Consider the following 20142-nt stretch of genomic DNA (forward strand, 5'->3'; position numbering starts at 1 on the left):
CTTGCGGACAACCCCGACCTGTTGGTGTTCGGCATGCTTGCGGCCCTCGCAGCCGCCGGCACATGGCTGATGATCGCGTCCTATTTCGGCTGGCCCGTCTCCACGACGCACTCCATTATCGGGGCAATCGTCGGCTTTGCCGTGGTCGGGCTCGGGTTCGAGGTGGTGCGCTGGGATCGCGTCGGGACCATTGCGTTGTCCTGGGTCGTCTCTCCGATGGTGGGCGGAATGATCGCGTTCGCCCTGTTCCGCAGCGTGCAGCTCCTGATCCTGGACACCGTTGATCCGCTGAAGAACGCCAAGCGCTGGGCACCGCTGTACATCTTCCTCACCGCCTTCGTCACCGCCCTGGTCACGATGTTCAAGGGCCTCAAGCACGTGGGTCTGGATCTGACCACGGCGCAGGCCTACGGTCTCGCGGTTCTCATCAGCGTCGTCGTGGTCGTCCTGGGGATGCTGGCCATTCGTCGCTTGCGCTTCGAATACACCGAGGACGAAGAAGGTTCGCATTTCGGCGACGTGGAAAAGGTGTTCAGCGTACTGATGGTCGTGACCGGCTGCGCGATGGCCTTCGCCCTGGGCTCCAACGACGTCGCCAATTCGGTCGGGCCGTTGGCAGCGGTCGTCGACGTGGTGCAGACCGGGGCCGTCAGCGCCGAGACCGTGGTCCCGGTGTGGGTGCTGTTGCTCGGTGGTGTCGGCATCGTGTTCGGGCTGTTCACCTACGGCCACAAGGTGATCGCGACCGTGGGCACCGGGATCACCCAGCTCACCCCAAGCCGTGGTTATGCCGCCACCGCCGCCGCGGCCACCACCGTGGTCCTGGCCTCCGGCACCGGTTTGCCGATCTCCACCACGCACACCCTGGTCGGCGCCATCCTCGGCGTGGGCCTGGCGCGTGGGATCGCCGCGATCAATCTGGGGCTGGTGCGGATGATCTTCCTGTCCTGGATCGTGACCCTGCCGGCCGGCGCCATCCTCGCTGTGGCCTTCTTCTACATCCTGCGCAGCATACTCGGGTAGAGCCGCTCTCCGGGCGCTCCGCCCCGCAACCGGCCCGCGCCCCCCTGCTGCCCGTCAGGACGAACAGCTCAGCTGAATTCCGCTTGCCCACGCCGGCGGCAGATCGGCATAGGCCTCGTTCTCCGGCTGCTCGTCGAACGGTCGCGACAGGATCCGCTGCAGACGCAGGACCTCGGAGGAATCGCCCGCCTCGGCCCGCTCGATCGCGGCCTGCGCCAGATGGTTGCGCAGGATGTATTTCGGATTGACCGCGTGCATCGCCGCCCGGCGCGAACCCACCACCCGATCCTCCTGCGCCAGCCGCGCCTGGTAGCGCGCCCACCAGGCCTGCCAGGCCGCCACGTCCTCCAGTTCCGATTCCAGTTGCGCGCGGATCTCCGCCTGCTCCAGGTCCGGCAACTGGCGGAAGAAGCGGGTGTAGTCCATGCCCTCGGCCGCCATCCGCGCGAGCAGCTCCTGGATCAACGCCTCGTCGCCCTCCTGCTTCGCCTGCAACCCGAGCTTCGCCCGCATGCGCGTCAGCCAGGCCTGCCGGTACTGCGGCTGGAAGCCCTGCAGCAGCGCCTTGGCGCGCTCGATCGCCGCCTCGCGGGTGGCGTCGGCGAAATAAATCACCAGGGTCTCGGCCAGCCGAATCAGGTTCCACTGCGCGATCTGCGGTTGCTGGTCGAAGGCGTAGCGCCCGCCCTGGTCGGTATGGTTGCAGATGTAACCGGGATCGAAGGCATCCAAGAACGCGAACGGGCCGTAGTCGATCGTCAGGCCGGCCAGGCTCATGTTGTCGGTGTTCATCACGCCGTGACAGAACCCGATCGCCTGCCAGTCGGCGACCATCTCCGCAGTGCGGGCGATCACCGCCTCCAGCATCGCGGCAACGGGATCAGCGGCGCCCTGGAGCTCCGGGTAGTCATGCGCCAGCGCGTAGTCGATCAGCTCCTGCAGGCGGGCGCTGTAACCGTTGTAGTGGAAGTATTCGAAATGGCCGAAGCGCAGGAAGCTGGGCGCGGCGCGCAGCACAATGGCCGCCGGCTCGACGCGCTCTCGGTACACCGGCAGGCTGGACCCGAACAGTGCCACCGCGCGGGTGGTCGGCACGCCCAGCGCAGCCATTGCCTCCGAGACCAAGTATTCGCGCACCGAGGACCGCATCACCGCGCGCCCGTCCGCACCGCGCGAGAAGCGTGTCGGGCCTGCGCCCTTGACCTGCAGCTCCCAGGTCTCGCCCCGGGGCGTTCGTACCTCGCCCAGCAGCTTGGCGCGCCCGTCGCCCAGCTGCGGCACGAAGGCCCCGAACTGGTGCCCCGCGTACACCGATGCGCGCGGCTCTGCCCCCGGAAGCTCACGTCCCCAGGTACAGGCGCCCAGCCACGGATCCCGGTTGAGCGCCGCGGGATCCAAGCCGAGGGAGTCGCACATCACCGGGCTGGTCGCAAGGCAGGCGGCATCCGGAAACGGGGCCGGCGCCGGGGTCTCGTGGAAGGCCTCCGGCAGTCGGGCAAAGCGATTGATCCACTTCAGTCCGGAGTCGCTTCGGGTGGCCTGGACGGGGTCGGGGACCGACATGGGGCATCTCGGCAGTTTGCGGTGTCAGGGGTTATCATGCGCGTCGTATCGACCCCGGTTCAGGAACCCACGGCGGTCGCGCGTTCATTTCCCGGCCGGATGCCCCGCGGCAGCCGGCATCCTGCATTCCGGAGGCAAGGCCCGTGTCCGAACAAGACAACCCCAAGCCACAGAATCTGAAGACCAGCGAACGCCTGGTCTGGCTCGGCTTCATGCTGTTTTTCGTGGTCGTGCTGGCGATCTACATCGCGCGCGGCGATGGGCTCGAACAGGATCTCGCGGAGGCCAACCGCGACCTGCTTCAGGCACAGATGCAGCTGCAGCAGTACACCGGGCACGAGGTGCCGCGCCCGGTGGAGCTGGGCCTGACCAACGCCCACATCCAGGATCTGCAGCGCCGCGGCATGGCGCGCCCGAACGAGCGCCTGGCCGATGACCTGATGCAGCAGACCGACCTGATACCGCACGAGGCACCGGAGGGCGAGCGCTTCGAATTCCGTCGCGACGGAATTCACGTACTCAACCACCAGTGGGTGCTGGCGAACTTCGAGGGTGACTCCGCCCACGGCCAGCTATTGCTGGCCTACGAGATCGTGCACGGCAACGTCCACTGGGAAGTGCTGGAGTCCACGCTGGACCGGATCTGACGCCGGGCCGGGCGGCAGACCCCGCACGGGCGACCGTTAGCGGTCGGCGCGGGCGAGGGCGGCCAGGCGTTCGCGCGCGGCCGCCGCCTGACGGCGCACCTGTTCCGGGGCCGTGCCCCCGGTGAGGTTGCGCGCGGCAGCCGAGCCCTCGGGCGTCAGCACCGCGAAGACGTCCTCGCCCACCGCCGGGCTGATCGCCTGCAGGTCCGCCAGTGGCAGGTCTGCCAGGTCAACGCCACGCTCCTGCGCGATGCGCACCGCCCGGCCGACGACCTCGTGGGCGTCGCGGAAGGCCACGCCCCGCCCGACCAGGTAGTCCGCCAGATCCGTCGCGGTGGCAAAGCCCTTGCGGGTTGCCGCCAGGGTGTTCTCCCGGTGGACCTCCAGGTTCGGCACCATGTCGCCAAAGGCGCGCAGCGAGCCCAGCAGGGTATCGACGGTGTCGAACAAAGGCTCCTTGTCTTCCTGATTGTCCTTGTTGTAGGCGAGCGGCTGGCTCTTCATCAGGGTCAGCAGCGACATCAGGTGGCCATAGACCCGGCCGGTCTTGCCCCGCACCAGCTCGGGTACATCCGGGTTCTTTTTCTGCGGCATGATCGAGGAGCCGGTGCAGTAGCGATCCGGCAGCTCGATGAAGGCGAACTGGGCGCTGGTCCAGAGCACCAGCTCCTCGGCCTGGCGCGACAGGTGCATCATCAGCGTCGCGGCGGCCGCAGTGAATTCGATGGCGAAGTCGCGATCGGAGACCGCGTCCAGAGAATTGCGGGTGACGCCGTCGAATCCGAGCAGTTCGGCCGTGTATTCGCGGTCCAGCGGATACGGCGTTCCCGCCAGGGCGGCCGAACCCAGCGGCAGGATATTCACCCGGCGGCGCGCATCGCGCAGGCGCTCGGCATCGCGCTCCAGCATCTCGTACCAGGCCAGCATGTGGTGGCCAAAGGTGACCGGCTGCGCGGTCTGCAGATGGGTAAACCCCGGCATCACGGTCTCCGCCTCGCGCTCGGCCAGAGCCACCAGGCCATCCTGGTACCCGCGGATCAGGCGCAGGACATCGTCGATGGCCGCACGCAGCCACAGGCGGATGTCCGTCGCGATCTGGTCGTTGCGCGAACGCCCGGTATGCAGCTTCTTGCCGACCTCGCCGATGCGCTCGATCAGCCGCGCCTCGATGTTCATGTGCACGTCCTCGCGGCCGACCTGCCAGTCGAACTCGCCGGCGGCGATCTCCTCGCGGATCGCATCCAGCCCCGCGAGGATCTCTCCGGCCTCGGCGTCCGTCAGCACGCCGACCTTTGCCAGCATGAGCGCATGGGCCTGCGAGCCCTGGATGTCCTCGCGGTACAGGCGGCGGTCGAAATCCACCGACGCGGTGAAGCGCTCGACGAAGGCATCGGTCGGCTCGGAAAAGCGTCCGCCCCACAGCTTGGCCTCGCCAGGGGCGGCGGGTGTGGCGGCTGGCTTGTCGTGCGGGGAATCCTGCGTCATGGTGCACCCTGGAGCGGCTTGGAAAGACACGGAAGTATACGGGCACAAAAGGGGGGTGAACATGGTGCGGCCACGCCCCCGCGATGACGCCCGGGAACCGGGGAGCAAGTGACGCATGGCCCAGGGGGGAACCGCCAGGGACACCAACGGGGAACTCTCGCCGCTGCCGGACTTCTGCAGCGCCGAGACACTGTTGCGCGTGCTGATGGTGGCCGTGCTGCTGGCGCTGGCCATTGCCCTGCTGCGCGGCGGGGGCCAGGACTGGCTGTCGGGCCTGGCACTGCATGCGCTGTTCATCTTCTGGGTGGCCCTGACCAGCCTCCTGATCCTGTGCGCCCTGAAGCGGCCGCTGCACCGGTTGCCACTGATCGCGCAGATCGTGCTGCCGCCCCTGGTACCCATTGCCAACACCGCCATTGTGTATCGCCTGGCGGAGGAACTGGTCCTGGCCGACCCCGCGCTGCGCTGGCCGGTGATCGGCGTGGCGATCATTCTCAGTCTGGTGGCGATGCACTACCTCTATCTGCAGGCAGCCTGGCAACGCGAGACCCGGGCCGTCGCGGCAGCCCGGGAGCAGGCCATGCGCGCCCGCCTGCGGCCGCATTTCCTCTACAACAGCATGAACACCATTGCCGGGCTTTGCCGCAGTGAACCGAAGCGCGCGGAACAGGTCACCCTGGATCTGGCGGACCTGTTCCGCGCCACCTTTGCCACCGGAGACCGCCACACGCTGCGCGAGGAACTGGACCTGGTCCGGGCCTTCCTCGGGATCGAACAGACCCGGTTCGGCGAGCGTCTGGCGCTGGACTGGGACTGCCCGGACCACCCGGGTCTGGATCTCCAGGTGCCGACGCTGATCCTGCAACCGCTCGCGGAGAACGCGATCCAGCACGGGATTGCACCCGCTCGCGGTGCCGGGCGCATCTGGGTGCGCTGCCGCATGGATTCGGGTCGCGTCACGGTGACCATCGGCAATACCGTGGATCCGCAGGCGCGCGGGGAGGGAACCGGCACCGCGACCGAGGCCGTCCGCCTGCGGTTGCAGCATGCCTTCGGCGGGCAGGTACACTTCGAGACCGACGAACGCCACGCAGAGTACGAGGTGCACATCCGGCTACCGCTGACGATCCGGGAGGGAGCCCCATGAAGTCCGGCCAACTGGAATTGCTGATTGCCGATGACGAACCGGTGGCCCGCCAGCGCCTGTCGACACTGGCGCGGGAACTGGGCCATCGGGTCGTGGCCGAGGCAGCCCACGCCGGCGAAGTATTGACCCGCCTGCAGGACCATTCGCCCGATGCCCTGCTGCTGGACATCGACATGCCCGGAGAGAGCGGGCTGGAACTCGCGGGGCGCCTGCACACAGAGAATCCCGCACTCACCGTAATCCTGGTGACCGCCCACGACCGCTTTTCCCTGGAGGCGTTCGAGGCCGGCGTGCGTGACTATGTGCTGAAGCCGGTCCGGCGCGAGCGCCTTGAACAGGCGCTGCAGCGAGCCGTGCACCAGAACCAGGGGGCAAGCAACGCCTTCCCCCGCGAGGTGCACATCACGGTGGGCCGGCGCGAGGAGCGCGTCCCCCTGGAGCGGGTGGACATCTTCATTGCCGAGGGCGGCTACGTGATGGCGCGCTCGGCGCGCCTGGCCGGCTTCGTGGACGCTCGGCTGCGCGACCTCGAAGACCTCTACGGCCCGGCCCTGTTGCGGGTGCACCGCGGCTGCCTGGCGGTGAAGGCCTCCATCAAGGGCATCGAAAGCCTTGGCCCCACCGACAACCGCCTGCTGTTCCACGACGATCTGGACCCCATGCCGATCAGCCGCCGCCAGCTCCCGCGCGTCCGCGAGTACCTGCGCAACGGCACCTGAATCGCGCGGGATTCGGGGCCTGGGGCGATCGCCGTTATACTAGGCGGTTTTGAACGCCCGGCCGCTCGCGCCGAGGCTCGCCCGGACGACGCATGAAGCCTGTACGCATTGCTACCCGAAAGAGCCCGCTTGCCATGTGGCAGGCGGAACATGTCGCCGCGCGCCTGCGCGCCCGCGAGCCGGAGCGCCCGGTCGAACTGGTCGGCATGACCACCCAGGGCGACCGCGTGCTGGACTCCCCGCTGGCACGCATCGGCGGCAAGGGGCTGTTCGTGAAGGAGCTGGAGATCGCCCTGCTCGAGGATCGCGCCGACATCGCGGTGCACTCGGTGAAGGACGTACCGATGGAGCTCCCTGAGCAGCTGGAACTGCCGGTGATCCTGGATCGCGAGGACCCCCTAGATGCGTTCGTGTCCAACCGCTATGCCCATGTGGACGAGCTTCCGCAAGGCGCTCGGGTCGGGTCCTCCAGCCTGCGCCGGCAGTGCCAGCTGCGCGCGCGTCGGCCGGATCTCGAGGTCCGCGACCTGCGCGGCAACGTGAACACCCGGCTCGGCAAGCTGGACGCCGGCGAATACGATGCGATCCTGCTGGCCGCGGCCGGCCTCAAGCGCCTCGGGTTTAACGATCGCATCCGTACCTGTCTGGAGCCGGACGTCAGCCTGCCGGCGGTCGGCCAGGGTGCCATCGCCATCGAATGCCGCGCCGGCGACCGCGCGATCGGGGACCTGATCGCACCGCTCAACGATGGGGATACCGCCGACCGTGTGCGCGCCGAACGAGCCTTCAACCGGCGCCTGGAAGGCGGCTGCCAGGTGCCGCTGGCCGCCCACGCGACCCTGGACGGCGACCGCCTGCAACTGGACGGACTGGTCGGCGCAGTGGACGGCAGCCAACTGCTCCGCCGTCAGGTCGAGGGCCCGCGCGGCGAGGCCGAGGCCCTGGGTATCCGGCTGGCAGACATGCTGCTGGAGCTCGGCGCGGGCGAGTTGCTCGCCGCCGCCCATCGCGAACACGGCCAGGACACCAAGAGGTAGACGCATGACCGCAAACGCAGACGAAAACGCCTCGGCCGAGACCCAGGGGCCTCTGGCCAGCCTGGGCATTCTGGTCACCCGCCCGGCCGCCCAGGCGGAGCCGTTCTGCAACGCCCTGGAAGCCGAGGCCGCTTTGGTAATCCGCTTCCCGGTACTGGAGATCCTGGCCCCCAGTGACCCCACCAATCTGCGCGAGGTCCTGGATCGCCTGGAGGACTTCGACATCGCCGTGTTCATCAGCCCGAACGCGGTGCAGCGCGTGCTCAATCTCGCCCTTGCGGAGCGCGACTGGCCTGCGTCCACCCGGATCGCCGCCATCGGCAACCGCACCGCACAGGAGCTGAAGGGCTTCGGCCGTCCGGCGGACATCCTGCCGCCGCGGCGCTTCGACAGCGAGGCGCTGCTGGCGCAGGAGGCCATGCAGGACGTGGCCGGCAAGCGCGTAGTGATCTTCCGCGGCGACGGCGGCCGCGAATTGCTGGGCGACACCCTGAAGGAACGCGGCGCCGAGGTGACCTTTGCCGAGGCCTACCGTCGCGGGCGCCCCGAGGGCGATACCGGTGAGCTGATGTATTCGTTCTCGCGCGGGCAGATCGACATCATCACCATCACCAGTGGCGAGGGCCTGCGCAACCTGTACGAGATGGTGGGCAAGCTGGGGCGCATGTGGCTGCGCAAGACCCCGCTGGTCGTCGGCAGCGAGCGCATCGCGGAGATCGCGCAGGAACTGGGCTTCAAGGCCGCCGTCGAGACGGCCGAGGACCCGACCGATGCGGCCATGCTGGCCGCCGTCCACCGCCTGGCGGATCAGCTACGCACCGGCGGGGGCTAGATTCACAGGAAGACGCGAAGCAACGAAGTAGGGCGATTTCACCACAGAGGGCACAGACAACACGGAGCAAAACACAGGGCATTGATCGGGTCCGACTGCGTCGCCAGAACAACACTCCGACGCCCGCACCAAGACGCGGCGGCATGGCCCCTTACCTTCGTCTCTCGTCTCGAACAGACAACCGTTCGTCCCTTATACAGGCCGCCTTCGAATTTCTCCATGGACTCTGTGCCCTCCGTGGTGCATCCGCCCTTGCCCTTCTTCGTCCCTTCGAATCTTCCTGTGAGATCACTCCGCCGGAGCGGCGGGTTCGAAGCTGTCGTAGTAGAGCTGCTCCGGCGGCAGGCCCGCGGCGCGGAAGGCCTCCCGGGCCGCATGGATCATGGCCGGCGGGCCGGCCATGTAGACGTCGAAGCCGGACAGGTCCGGGTATTCGGCCAGGACTGCATCGTGCGGCCAGCCACCGACGACGGGGAAACCGGCGGCGGTCTCCGCCGGCGTTTCTGATAGCACCGGCGTAAAGTCGAAATTCCCGGCGTGTGCGTCCGTCATCTTTTTCAGCCAGTCCGGGGCGTAGATGCCCTCGGCACTGCGCGCACCCCAGAACAGGTGGTGCGGGCGGTCCAGCCCCTCGGCGGCGAGGTGATCCAGCATCCCCTTCAGTGGACCGAAGCCGGTCCCGCCGCCGACGAACAGGCGGGGTCGCGGCGAGTCCTCGTCGACGAAAAAGCTGCCGAGCGGTCCCTCGATGCGCAACAGCGCCTTGGGCTTGAGCTCCTCGAACGCCATGGTGGAGAAGCGCCCTCCCGGCATGTGCCGCACGTGCAGGACCAGCTGGGCATCGTCGTGCGGGGCATTGGCGAGCGAATAGCTGCGGCGCTCGCCTCCCTTGAGCAGGATGTCCAGGTACTGCCCGGCAAGGAACTGCAGCCGCTCGGTCGCCGGGAGCTGCAGGCGTAGCTCCATCACGTCGTCCGCGAGGCGGTTCAACTCCGCCACCCGGCAGGGCAGCGTCTTGACCACGATGTCCCGGGCGGCGCCGATCTCGCGCACCTCGATCTCCAGATCATCGACCGGGACCGCCTGGCAGAACAGGGCCAGGCCGTCGGCCAGTTCGGCCTCGGTGATGCCCGGCGGCTTGCTCGGGCCATGGTCGACCTCGCCCTGCAACACCCGCCCCTTGCAGGAGCCGCAGGCGCCGTTGCGGCAGCCATAGGGAAAGGCGAAGCCCTGGCGCAGGGCCGCCTCGAGGACGGTCTCGTCGTCCTCCACCTCGAGCACATGGCCACTGGGCTGAATGGTGACATCGAACGCCATCGGGGGGACCCTCTGTCGCGGAAAGGCCGTCATTCTCGCTACAGCCGCCCCGAAAGCAAGCAACCGTAGTACGTTCGGGTGGTAGTTCCGAAATCCTGCCAACACGGGTTGGGGGTTTCCCTCGTCAGACGGCTTCGGCAGAATCAGAAACGACATCAATGACAAGGGAATGCCATGCGTCATCTGCTGATTGCCGCCGGGGCCGGGCTGCTGCTCGCGAGCGGCTGCGCCTCCAACGAAACCCGTTCCACCGATTCCGGCGAGCCCCCCGCACAAGAGGAAAGCCCCGCCGCCACCGCCGATGTCCCGGCGGACGCGCCGGTGATCCGGGTGGCCCATGCGGTGCCCTACAGCGCCGATGCGACCGTCGCCAGCAACATCCGCCAGGAGTGCAACCTGGATGAACAGTTCTCGGAGTTCATGGCCGACTATGGCGCCGACCAGGGGGTCCGCTTCGAACGCGACAGGGACGTGGACCCGGCCGACGGCGGACAGGTGCTGATGGTGGAACTGACCGATGCGGTCAGTGGCGGGAACGCCTGGATTGGCCATCGCAAAGTCACTGAGGCCGCCGGCACGTTGTACGTGGACGGCACCGAGCAGGCCAGCTTCACCTCGCGCCGGTTCTCGGGTGGCGGGGCCTTTGGCGGTTTCAAGGGCTCGTGCTCGGTGCTGGGCCGCACGGTGAAGGCCATGGCGCGCGACATCGCGACCTGGTCGGCCACGCCGGAGGACGGCGCCCACCTGGGCGACTAGTTGCAGGGGGCGGGATTCTGCGCGAGGGCAGTTCCAGGGTCATCCCCCGCCACGCGCTGCATCCAGTCGACCAGGCGCGTGGCGGTATCCCGCCAGTCCGGTGCGTGCAGAAGCAGATGCGGCCAGTCCGGGTCGGTCCAGACGTCGGCCTGGCTCCGCGGATGGGCCTCGGCCGCAGCGCAGACCGAGGTCTTGAGGATCGTCCTGTCCTGTTCGCCCCACAGGTAGACCACGGGCGCATCAACCTGCTCGATGTGATCGCTGGCGTACTGGGCCAGCCAGACCACCCCGGCGTAGGTATCCATGCGCACGCGACGGATGATGCGGGGATCCTGGTCGAAACGGGTCACCGCCGGCGGGGCGAGGCTGCCGGCATAGTCCGGGTCGATGGTCACCGTGAGTCCGCCGGCAAGGGTCTCACCGGCGCGCACGGCGGCATCCCACAGGCCCCGGGCGGGGATGCCGCCGCGCAGGCCCGGGGCCACGGCGATGACCCCGGCCACTGGCAGTTCGGGGTGCGTCGCAAGGGCGGCCAGGGCCGCGGATCCGCCCATGCTCTCGCCGAGCAGGAAAACCGGCCGGTCCGGATGCGCGGCGCGTGCCTCGCGCACCATGGCGGCCACGTCCTCGATCAGGGCCGCGGCTCCCGGCCAGCGGCCATGCGGTTCGCTGGTACCGTGTCCGCGCTGGTCCAGGGCATTCACCGCGTAGCCGCGCTCCGCCAGCCACGGGCCCAGCTCCTCGTAGGCACCGGCATGATCGCGAAAGCTGTGCAGGGCGATGACAACGGCCGTCGGGTCTTCGGCCGTCCAGCGGCGGATGCGCTCGGGGGCGATGGCAGCGGCGTCCGTCATCGGGGCCTGAGCCACACGCACGGCGTCACGCTCGGGGGTCGCGGCGCAGGCCGCGATAACCAGCACCACGACGAGAAGGCACGCCGTGCGGGCGGCCGCATTCCCCGGGTGCGTCACGCGTCATAGCCCCAGTTCATCCCAGATCGCGTCGACGCGGCGCTTGACCGCCTCGTCCATGGCGATCGGGCGGCCCCATTCGCGGTCGGTCTCGCCCGACCACTTGGATGTCGCGTCCATCCCCATCTTGGAGCCCAGGCCCGAGACCGGCGAGGCGAAGTCGAGATAGTCGATCGGGGTGTTCTCGACCAGGGTGGTGTCGCGCGCCGGGTCCATGCGGGTGGTGATCGCCCAGATGACGTCGTTCCATTCCCGGGTGTTCACGTCGTCGTCGACCACGATCACGAACTTGGTGTACATGAACTGGCGCAGGAAGGACCACACGCCCATCATCACGCGCTTGGCGTGGCCAGGATACTGCTTGCGCATGGAGACGACGGCGAGGCGGTAGGAGCAGCCCTCGGGCGGCAGGTAGAAGTCCACGATCTCCGGAAACTGCTTCTGCAGGATCGGGATGAAGACCTCGTTCAGGGCAACGCCGAGGACAGCCGGCTCATCCGGCGGACGGCCGGTATAGGTGGAGTGATAGATCGGCTCGTCACGATGGGTGATGCGGTCGATGGTGAAGACCGGGAACTCGTCCACCTCGTTGTAATAGCCCGTGTGGTCTCCGAACGGGCCTTCCGGCGCGGTGTCGCCCGGGTGGATGTGTCCCTCGAGCACGAATTCGGCGGAGGCCGGTACCTCGAGATCCGAACCGATGCAACGGGTGACCTCGGTACGGCTGCCCCGCAGTAACCCGGCGAAGGCGTATTCCGACAGGGTATCGGGGACCGGGGTCACGGCCCCGAGGATGGTGGCCGGATCGGCGCCCAGGGCCACGGCGATCGGAAACGGCTCGCCGGGATGGGCGCGGGTCCACTCCTGGAAGTCGAGTGCCCCACCCCGGTGCGACAGCCAGCGCATGATCACGCGGTTGCGGCCGATCACCTGCTGGCGATAGATGCCGAGGTTCTGGCGCGATTTTTCCGGTCCGCGGGTGACTACCAGCCCCCAGGTGATCAGCGGCCCGGCGTCCCCGGGCCAGCAGGTCTGGACCGGGAGGTGGGACAAATCGACATCGTGCCCCTCGATCACGTGGCGCTGGCAGGCGGCGCCCCGGGTCTTCTTCGGGGCCATGTCCAGGACCTTGCGAAAGACCGGCAACTGCTCCCAGGCGGCCTTCAGCCCCTTGGGCGGATCGGGCTGCTTGAGAAACGCCAGCAATCGGCCCACCTCGCGCAGGGCCTCCACCGAATCCTCGCCCATACCCATCGCCACCCGCTCGGGCGTCCCGAACAGGTTGGCGAGTACCGGGATATCCGATCCGGTGGGATTCTCGAACAGAAGGGCGGGGCCGCCGGCGCGCAGGACGCGATCGGCGATCTCGGTCATCTCGAGATTCGGGTCGACCTCGCGGGCGATACGGCGCAGTTCCCCGCGCTGTTCGAGGCCATCGATGAAATCACGCAGATCCTTGTACTTCACGGGCGCTCCCGGTGAAAGGCCGGCTGGGCTAGTCGGCGAACTCGGCCCAGACGGGGGCGTGGTCGGAGGGGCGCTGCCAGCCGCGGGGTTCACGATCGATGCCGGCGGCCTGGAGCCGGGCCTGCAGCGGGGCGCTGGCCAGGATGAGGTCGATCCGGAGACCGCGGTTTCGGCGGAAGGAAGCGGCTCGGTAGTCGAACCAGGAAAACTCGGCCTCGGGCTGGTCGAAGGCCCGGAAGGTGTCGGCCAGCCCCAGGTCGGCAAGAGCCGTCAGGGCCTCGCGCTCGGGCGTGGAACACAGGATGCGCTCGTGCCAGGCCTCGGGGTCGTGCACGTCGCGGTCGTCCGGTGCGATGTTGAAATCGCCGAGGACCACCGTATTGGGGTGTCGGACGATCTCGTCCGCCAGCCAGTTGCGCAGCCGCGCCAGCCAGTCAAGCTTGTAGACGTATTTCTCGGTCCCCACGTTCTCGCCATTCACCACGTACAGGTTTACCACGCGGATATCGCCGATCGTGGCGGCCAGAATTCGTCGCTGGGCATCCTCGAGACCAGGGGGATCGGTGACGATATCGGTCGCCTGGGTACGTGAAAGGATCGCGACTCCGTTGTAGGTCTTCTGGCCGGAGTGGACGACCTCGTAGCCCGCATCGCGGATGGCGGTTGCCGGAAAGTTCTCGTCGGTGAGCTTGGTTTCCTGCAGGGCGAGGATGTCGGTGCGCGAGCTTCCCAGCCAGTCGAGGACCTGCGGCAGGCGCACCTTCAGGGAGTTGACGTTCCAGCTGGCGATCTTCACGCGGCATCCTCCTCGAGGCCGCTGTGACGCAGAAGGGCGTCGATCTGCGGGTCCCGACCGCGGAAGGCGCGAAAGGACTCGGCGGCCGGACGCGACGCGCCCGCCTCGAGAATCTCGTGCAGGTATGCGGCGCCAACCTCGCGCGAAAACAGGCCCTCCTCTTCGAAGCGTCCAAAAGCGTCGGCGGAGAGGACCTCGGCCCACTTGTAACTGTAGTAGCCCGCCGCATAGCCGCCGGCGAAGATGTGGCCAAAGCCATGGGCGAAACGGTTGAAAGCCGGTGGATGGACCACCGCGACCTCCTCGCGGACGGACTCCAGGAGCTGCTGGATCTCCGCAGCGTCCGTGGGGGCCACGCCGGCATGGAGGCGCATGTCGAACAGGGAGAACTCGACCTGGCGGAGCAGCTGCAACGCGGCATGGAAGTGCCGGGTGCCCAGCAGGCGCTGGTAAAGGTCCTCGGGCATCGCCTCCCCGGTCTCGTGGTGCCGGGCAAAGAGATCCAGGGCGTCGCGTTCCCAACACCAGTTCTCCATGAACTGGCTGGGGAGTTCGACCGCATCCCATTCGACGCCGTTGATACCGGCGATATCGGGCTCGTCGACCCGCGTCAGCATGTGGTGAAGGCCATGGCCGAACTCGTGGAACAGGGTAATGACCTCGTCATGCGTAAAGAGCGCGGCCTTGCCGTCCACCGGCGGGGTGGAATTGCAGGTCATGTAGGCGACCGGCAGCTGAGCGTCTTCGCCGGAAACGAAGCGATTGCGACAGACATCCATCCAGGCACCGCCACGCTTGTTCTTGCGGGCGTATAGATCGAAGTAGAAGCCAGCGCGTTCGATCCCATTCGCATCATAGATGCGATAGAAGCGGACATCGTCGTGCCAGGTCTCGACGTTGTCATCGGGTTCGAAGCGCACCTGGAACAGGCGCTGGACGAGTCCGAACAGGCCGTTGACCGCCTGGTCGGCGGGGAAATAGGGCTTGAGCATCTCCTGGCTGAGGCCGAGGCGACGCTCTCGCATCTTCTCCGCCGCATAGGCCATATCCCAGGCCTCGAGAGAGTCCAGGCCCAGTTCCTCGCGGGCGAAGGTGCGCAGCTCCTTGAGGTCGCGTTCCGCCCGGGGCCGCGCGCGTTGCGCGAGGTCCTGCAGGAATCCCTCGACCTGTTCTGCGCTCGTGGCCATCTTGGTCGCAAGGGAACGCTCGGCATAATGCGCAAAACCTGTCAGGTGCGCCTTTTCCTCGCGCAACTTCAGGATCTCGACCATGATCTCGCTGTTGTCGTGGTTACCGGCCCCGGGGCCACGGTCGGAGGCTCGAGTGGTGAAGGCCTCGTACACGCGGTAACGCAGGTCTCGGTCCGTGGCGTGCGTCATCACCGCCAGATAACTCGGGATGTCCAGTGTCACCACATAGCCGGACTGGTCGTGGTCGCGGGCATTCTGCGCAAGCATGGCACGGTCCGATTCGGGGATACCGGCGAGTGCCTCGGAATCGTCGGTCTGCCACGTCCAGGCCTGGGTGGCATCCAGAAGATTCTCCTCGAATCGGGCGGTCAACTCGGACAGCCGGGCATTGATGGCGCGCAGGCGCTCGCGGTCGGCTTCGGGAAGGTCCACGCCGCTGAGATGGAAGTCGCGCAGCATGTCGTCCAGGACCTTGCGCCGCTGCGGCGAGAGTCGGGCGTACTCAGCGCTTTCCGCCAGGCGCTTGACGGCCCGGTAGAGGCCCTGATGCTGGGATACCCAGCTGCCGTAGTCCGACAGCAACGGGAGACTGGCGTTGTAGGCCTCGCGGATTGCCGGGCCGTTCATGACGGCGTTCAGGTGGCCGACCGGAGACCAGACCGCATCCAGGCGGGTGTCGAGCCGCTGCAAAGGGTGTACGAGGGACTCCCAGGTCGGAGTTTTTCCGACCGCCTCGACCAGACGGTCGATCTCGGTCCGGTTTTCGACCAGGACGGTCTCGACCGCCGGCAGCACGTGCTCCGGTTCGATCGATCGAAAGGCGGGCAGGCGGTCGGTGTGCAGCAATGGATTGGACACGGTCTCTCCAGGGGTCGGGTCAGCCAGCACAAGAGGTGCCGAGGAGGCACGGGCTCGTGTTGCCCTGCGGATTATGCCATTCGGACCGGATCGCCGGGAGGGTGTTCCCCCGGGATTGGGAGCCGCTCGTCAGTGCTCCGGAGGGGGGGGTGGTCGCACGGGGTCGAAGGCGGTGTAACCCGTCAGGCGCGCGAGCGGTCCATAGGCCCAGTGCCGCCGCAAAGCGGTGAAGGCCGAGACGGCCGCGTTGTAGCGCGAAAGGGCTTCGGTGATGGCCTGATCCAGGGCTGCAACGCGTCGCCGGGTGACATCGAGGCGATCCTGGCTAGAACCGGAATAATCAATGATTTCATGGAGATAACGATCCCAGGCAGACCGGATAGCGCGCTCCTCAGCCGCGAGTTTGGGGAGATCGCCACAGCGTCGTGAACGCTCCTGGTCCTGGACCCCGGTGTGTACCGTGCGCAGTGGCTCGAGCGGGTGGGCGGCCGTGGAATAGGCCTGCTGGAGCAACCCGTTACGCTGCGTGAGCAGCGTATCCAGGCGATCCCAGGCGGCGACCACCCGGCGTTCGTGGACCGCAAGGTGGGTATGCAGACGGAACCCCAGAAGAGTCAGGACCATCAACATCACGATCAGGGACAGAACCTGCATGGAGGCGGGCCAGTTCCGGAGAATCAACGGGTGAACGTCAGATGTCGACGTTCTCCGCGCTCAATGCTCGGGACTCGATAAAGTCCCGGCGAGGCTCCACCTGATCGCCCATCAGCGTCGTGAAGATCTCGTCGGCGCGGATCGCATCCTCGACGCGAACCTGGAGCAGGCGTCGGGTTTCCGGATTCATTGTGGTTTCCCACAACTGATCGGGGTTCATCTCGCCAAGACCCTTGTAGCGCTGGGTCGCGAGGCCACGACGGCCCTCGTGCAGCAGCCATTCCATGGCCTCCGAGAAGCCCTCGATCACATGGACCCGTTCGCCACGCTTCATGTAAGCGCCTTGTTCGAGCAGCGCGTTCAGGCGGGCGGAAAGGTCCAGTACGGCCTGGAAATCGCGCGAAGCGAGGGTGTCATCCGTGATGAACTGCGACAGGGCCGCGCCGTGCTCGATCCGGTCCAGGCTCAGCTGGGCATGGCCGTCCAGATCGGTGACCGGGCCCAGGCTGTAGCGTGTGGCGCCGGCCTTGTCGCTGGAAAGGCCCTCGAGGATCCGGCCGAACCATGCCTGCACGTCCGGGTTGGTCACGCTGCGCGGCTCGGGGATCGCATCCGCCTCGAGCATGGCCCACAGGATGCGCGGGTCGTACAAGCGCCCAAGGCGCTCCACGGCGCGGGCCGCCTTCTGGTAGCCCTTGACCAGGTCCTCGAACGCCTCGCCGGTAATCGGGGGCGCATCGGGACTCGGGTAGAGCGCTGCACCGTCGAGGGCGAGCGAGATCACGATTTCGCCCATCTCGGCTTCGTCGCGCACGTACTGCTCGCGCTTGCCGCGCTTGATCTTGTACAGCGGCGGCTGCGCGATGTAGACGTGCCCGCGTTCGATCAGCTCCGGCATCTGACGGAAGAAGAACGTCAGCAACAGGGTACGGATGTGGGAGCCATCCACGTCGGCATCGGTCATGATGATGATGCGGTGATACCGCAGCTTGTCCGGATCGTATTCTTCCTTGCCGATTCCGCAGCCGAGGGCGGTGATCAGTGTCCCGACCTCGGCCGAACCGAGCATGCGATCGAAGCGCGCGCGTTCGACGTTCAGGATCTTGCCCTTCAGCGGCAGGATGGCCTGGAAATGGCGGTCGCGGCCCTGCTTGGCCGACCCGCCCGCGGAGTCACCCTCCACCAGATAGAGCTCGGACTGGGCCGGGTCCTTCTCCTGGCAGTCGGCCAGCTTGCCCGGCAGGCCGGCAATGTCCAGCGCGCCCTTGCGACGGGTGACTTCGCGGGCCTTCCGCGCGGCCTCGCGGGCCCGTGCGGCATCCAGCACCTTTTCGGTGATGGCCTTGGCCTCCTGAGGGTTCTCCAGAAGGAAGTTGTTCAGAGCGTCGGAGAGCACGCTCTCGACGATCGGCTTCACCTCGGAGGAGACCAGCTTGTCCTTGGTCTGCGACGAGAATTTCGGATCCGGCACCTTCACCGACAGCACGGCCGTGAGGCCTTCGCGCATATCGTCTCCGGCGGTGGCCACCTTGGCCTTCTTGGTCAGGCCTTCATTCTCCAGGTACTGGTTGATCGTCCGCGTCAGGGCTGCACGGAAGCCCGCCATGTGAGAGCCACCGTCGCGCTGCGGGATATTGTTCGTGTAGCAGAAAATATTCTCCTGGTAGGAGTCGTTCCACTGCAGCGCGATCTCGACGGCGTAGTCCTCGCGCATCTGGTCGGCATAGACAACGGTCGTATGCAGGGCGGTCTTTTTCTGGTTGAGATGCTCCACGAAGGCCCGGATCCCGCCCTCGAACAGGAAGGTCTCTTCGCGGTTGTCCCGGTGGTCCCGGAGCGTGATGCGCACGCCCGAGTTGAGGAAGGAGAGCTCGCGCAGGCGCTTGGCGAGGATCTCGTAGTGAAAGTTGATGTCGGTAAAGATCTCGGGACTGGGTCGGAACCAGACGCGCGTACCGTGACGGTCGGTGGTCCCGATCTCTGCGAGCGGGGCATCGGGAACCCCGAGATGGTAGGTCTGTTGATGAAATTTACCGTCACGGTGGATCTCGAGGCGGAGTTCCTCGGAAAGGGCGTTCACGACCGAGACGCCAACCCCGTGAAGACCCCCGGAGACCTTGTACGAGTTGTTGTCGAACTTCCCGCCTGCATGCAGCACGGTAAGGATGACTTCGGCAGCCGACGTACCCTCTTCCTCGTGGATATCCACCGGGATCCCGCGACCGTTGTCGCTGACGGATACCGCATTGTCTTCGTGGATGGTGACCTCGATAGTGTCGCAGTGCCCGGCCAGGGCCTCGTCGATCGAATTGTCGACGACCTCGAAGACCATGTGGTGCAGCCCAGTGCCGTCATCGGTGTCGCCGATGTACATGCCGGGTCGCTTGCGAACGGCATCAAGTCCCTTGAGGACACGGATCTGGGTGGAATCGTAGACGGAGGGATCTTGGGCTTCGATATCGGACATGCGGGTGAGTCATCCGGCCAGTTACAGACGCACCAGTATACCGCAAAGCCGGGGGACCGGTGGAGCGGTGGAAGGCGAGAGGTCCGTCCTGGCCATCGACGAAAGGCCGCGGCGAACGGGTGTCAGGCGGCAGGCGCCGGTGTTACGTGGCCATGTTTCACGTGGAACAATTGTCCCGAATCCTCGCCCCCCAGACCAGGAATCCCGTCTTCCACGGCCGTGACGAGTATTTGCCAGTGGGAGCCGCGCAACCCCGCCATCAATCCCTCTACAGCCTCCCGATCCAGCTCCGAAACCACATCATCCAGCAGAAGGACCGGCGACCGCCCGGTCTCTGCTTCCAGCATCCGCGCCTGCCCCCCCACCAGGGCGGTGACCAGGCGCTTCTGCTCTCCCCTCGACGCCTCCGCCGCCGGGCGCCCACCCAGCCTCAGATCGATGTCCGCCCGTTGCGGACCGACTTGGGAAAACCCCCGTTCCTCGTCGCTCTCTCGACTCCGATCCAGCGCCTCCTCCAGCTGCCGTCCGCGATCCCAACCCATCCGGACCTTCAGCCCAAGGCCTTCCAGCCGTTCACCGAACCCAAACTGCGCGGCAGCCGCCGTCGTCGCACTCGCCCACGCCTCTACGTATCGTGCCCGAGCCTCGCTGATCTCCGCGCCAAACGCCACCCACGGTCGTTCGAACTCCCTCGCCCCGGCCCAGTCGCCGACCCTCAGCGCCGCATTACGCTGATCATGCGCCCGTTTCCAGCGTTGCCAGTTCAACCGGTACCCCGGAATGGCGTGGAAACACCCCCAGTCCAGAAGCCGCCTGCGCTCCTCCGGTCCTCCGGTCAGCAATTCGAACGACCCCGCGTGCAACGTCCGCACCGGCAGCCACTCCGCCACTGCGGCATGACCTTCCATCCAGCGCCCATCCAGCCGTGAGCGTCGCGTCCCGTCCCAGGCAAGTCCCAGTCGATGAATCCCACCCGCCGGCCTGTTCACCACACCCCCGACCCACAGCTGCTCGGCTCCGCTCTGCAGGACCCGCCGCAGGTGCTGGGTACGAAAGGACCGGCCCGCCGCTAGGATGTGCGCGGCTTCCAGGACCGAGGTCTTACCCGCCCCATTGGGCCCAATCAGCCGATTGATCCCGGGCCCCAGCGCCAGGGTCTGTTCCCCGAGGTTGCGCACCCCCTGCCACCAAAGCGACTTCAGCACCCCGCCCC

General features: G+C 67.1%; 17 protein-coding genes. 7 read left to right on the plus strand and 10 right to left on the minus strand.

What is annotated here, in order from left to right:
• The coding region (locus tag ACESLR_RS02045; protein ID WP_373024128.1) for an inorganic phosphate transporter at nt 1-1023 on the plus strand (1023 nt) is incomplete at its 5' end.
• Between the two features lie 54 nt (nt 1024-1077).
• Here the strand turns inward: ACESLR_RS02045 and ACESLR_RS02050 are convergent.
• Complete coding sequence (locus tag ACESLR_RS02050) at nt 1078-2586, minus strand: protein adenylyltransferase SelO (RefSeq protein WP_373024129.1); 1509 nt, start codon at nt 2584-2586, stop codon at nt 1078-1080.
• A gap of 143 nt (nt 2587-2729) precedes the next feature.
• Between ACESLR_RS02050 and ACESLR_RS02055 the strand changes: the two genes are divergently transcribed.
• Nucleotides 2730-3233, plus strand: a complete 504-nt coding sequence (locus tag ACESLR_RS02055; RefSeq protein WP_373024130.1) for a hypothetical protein — start codon at nt 2730-2732, stop codon at nt 3231-3233.
• Between the two features lie 36 nt (nt 3234-3269).
• On the opposite strand, the gene argH is transcribed toward ACESLR_RS02055, so the two are convergent.
• A complete protein-coding gene (gene argH / locus ACESLR_RS02060; RefSeq protein ID WP_373024131.1) occupies nt 3270-4718 on the minus strand; it encodes an argininosuccinate lyase in 1449 nt (482 codons plus the stop codon).
• Between the two features lie 115 nt (nt 4719-4833).
• On the opposite strand from argH, the gene ACESLR_RS02065 reads away from it, so the two are divergent.
• The 4 genes from ACESLR_RS02065 (at nt 4834) to ACESLR_RS02080 (ending at nt 8453) form a co-directional block, all read left to right on the plus strand.
• On the plus strand, nt 4834-5865 hold the full coding sequence (locus ACESLR_RS02065; protein WP_373024132.1) for a sensor histidine kinase: 1032 nt from the start codon (nt 4834-4836) through the stop codon (nt 5863-5865).
• Nucleotides 5862-6584, plus strand: a complete 723-nt coding sequence (locus tag ACESLR_RS02070) for a LytR/AlgR family response regulator transcription factor (protein WP_373024133.1) — start codon at nt 5862-5864, stop codon at nt 6582-6584. The genes ACESLR_RS02065 and ACESLR_RS02070 overlap by 4 nt, the downstream gene beginning before the upstream one ends.
• A 92-nt stretch (nt 6585-6676) precedes the next feature.
• Complete coding sequence (gene hemC / locus ACESLR_RS02075) at nt 6677-7621, plus strand: hydroxymethylbilane synthase (RefSeq protein WP_373024134.1); 945 nt, start codon at nt 6677-6679, stop codon at nt 7619-7621.
• A gap of 4 nt (nt 7622-7625) precedes the next feature.
• Nucleotides 7626-8453, plus strand: coding sequence for a uroporphyrinogen-III synthase (locus ACESLR_RS02080; protein WP_373024135.1), 828 nt, complete (start codon nt 7626-7628; stop codon nt 8451-8453).
• A 288-nt stretch (nt 8454-8741) separates the two neighbouring features.
• On the opposite strand, the gene ACESLR_RS02085 is transcribed toward ACESLR_RS02080, so the two are convergent.
• A complete protein-coding gene (locus ACESLR_RS02085) occupies nt 8742-9770 on the minus strand; it encodes a CDP-6-deoxy-delta-3,4-glucoseen reductase (RefSeq protein ID WP_373024136.1) in 1029 nt (342 codons plus the stop codon).
• 174 nt (nt 9771-9944) lie between these two features.
• Between ACESLR_RS02085 and ACESLR_RS02090 the strand changes: the two genes are divergently transcribed.
• A complete protein-coding gene (locus tag ACESLR_RS02090; protein WP_373054175.1) occupies nt 9945-10526 on the plus strand; it encodes a hypothetical protein in 582 nt (193 codons plus the stop codon).
• Here the strand turns inward: ACESLR_RS02090 and ACESLR_RS02095 are convergent.
• From ACESLR_RS02095 to recF, 7 genes are all read right to left on the minus strand, one after another.
• The gene (locus tag ACESLR_RS02095) at nt 10523-11380 is read right to left on the minus strand and encodes an alpha/beta fold hydrolase (RefSeq protein WP_373024191.1); all 858 of its coding nucleotides are present in this window, start codon (nt 11378-11380) and stop codon (nt 10523-10525) included. The two genes, ACESLR_RS02090 and ACESLR_RS02095, sit on opposite strands and share 4 nt — an antisense overlap.
• 120 nt (nt 11381-11500) lie before the next feature.
• Nucleotides 11501-12964 (minus strand): 4-hydroxy-3-polyprenylbenzoate decarboxylase, encoded by a 1464-nt coding sequence (gene ubiD / locus ACESLR_RS02100; RefSeq protein WP_373024138.1) that lies wholly within the window; start codon nt 12962-12964, stop codon nt 11501-11503.
• 28 nt (nt 12965-12992) lie between these two features.
• The gene (gene xth / locus ACESLR_RS02105; RefSeq protein WP_373024139.1) at nt 12993-13760 is read right to left on the minus strand and encodes an exodeoxyribonuclease III; all 768 of its coding nucleotides are present in this window, start codon (nt 13758-13760) and stop codon (nt 12993-12995) included.
• A complete protein-coding gene (locus ACESLR_RS02110; protein WP_373024140.1) occupies nt 13757-15808 on the minus strand; it encodes a M3 family metallopeptidase in 2052 nt (683 codons plus the stop codon). Before ACESLR_RS02110 ends, xth begins: the two co-directional genes overlap by 4 nt.
• A 129-nt stretch (nt 15809-15937) precedes the next feature.
• Nucleotides 15938-16462: a hypothetical protein gene (locus ACESLR_RS02115; RefSeq protein WP_373024141.1), complete on the minus strand. Its 525-nt coding sequence runs from the start codon at nt 16460-16462 to the stop codon at nt 15938-15940.
• Between the two features lie 37 nt (nt 16463-16499).
• Complete coding sequence (gene gyrB, locus ACESLR_RS02120; protein WP_373024142.1) at nt 16500-18929, minus strand: DNA topoisomerase (ATP-hydrolyzing) subunit B; 2430 nt, start codon at nt 18927-18929, stop codon at nt 16500-16502.
• Nucleotides 18930-19051: 122 nt separating this feature from the next.
• Complete coding sequence (gene recF, locus ACESLR_RS02125; RefSeq protein WP_373024143.1) at nt 19052-20134, minus strand: DNA replication/repair protein RecF; 1083 nt, start codon at nt 20132-20134, stop codon at nt 19052-19054.
• Nucleotides 20135-20142: the final 8 nt, after the last annotated feature.

The sequence above is a fragment of the Thioalkalivibrio sp. genome, from assembly GCF_041685615.1.
In the GTDB taxonomy this organism is placed as follows: Bacteria; Pseudomonadota; Gammaproteobacteria; order Ectothiorhodospirales; family Ectothiorhodospiraceae; genus Thioalkalivibrio.

Excerpts from the sequence above, each read along its gene's own strand:
- ACESLR_RS02065 (WP_373024132.1), top strand. The coding sequence starts at position 4,834 with ATGGCCCAGGGGGGAACCGCCAGGGACACCAACGGGGAACTCTCGCCG.
- ACESLR_RS02095 (WP_373024191.1), bottom strand. The coding sequence starts at position 11,380 with ATGACGGACGCCGCTGCCATCGCCCCCGAGCGCATCCGCCGCTGGACG.
- argH (WP_373024131.1), bottom strand. The coding sequence starts at position 4,718 with ATGACGCAGGATTCCCCGCACGACAAGCCAGCCGCCACACCCGCCGCC.
- ACESLR_RS02080 (WP_373024135.1), top strand. The coding sequence starts at position 7,626 with ATGACCGCAAACGCAGACGAAAACGCCTCGGCCGAGACCCAGGGGCCT.
- ACESLR_RS02050 (WP_373024129.1), bottom strand. The coding sequence starts at position 2,586 with ATGTCGGTCCCCGACCCCGTCCAGGCCACCCGAAGCGACTCCGGACTG.
- ACESLR_RS02090 (WP_373054175.1), top strand. The coding sequence starts at position 9,945 with ATGCGTCATCTGCTGATTGCCGCCGGGGCCGGGCTGCTGCTCGCGAGC.
- hemC (WP_373024134.1), top strand. The coding sequence starts at position 6,677 with ATGAAGCCTGTACGCATTGCTACCCGAAAGAGCCCGCTTGCCATGTGG.
- ACESLR_RS02115 (WP_373024141.1), bottom strand. The coding sequence starts at position 16,462 with ATGCAGGTTCTGTCCCTGATCGTGATGTTGATGGTCCTGACTCTTCTG.
- ACESLR_RS02085 (WP_373024136.1), bottom strand. The coding sequence starts at position 9,770 with ATGGCGTTCGATGTCACCATTCAGCCCAGTGGCCATGTGCTCGAGGTG.
- gyrB (WP_373024142.1), bottom strand. The coding sequence starts at position 18,929 with ATGTCCGATATCGAAGCCCAAGATCCCTCCGTCTACGATTCCACCCAG.
- ACESLR_RS02070 (WP_373024133.1), top strand. The coding sequence starts at position 5,862 with ATGAAGTCCGGCCAACTGGAATTGCTGATTGCCGATGACGAACCGGTG.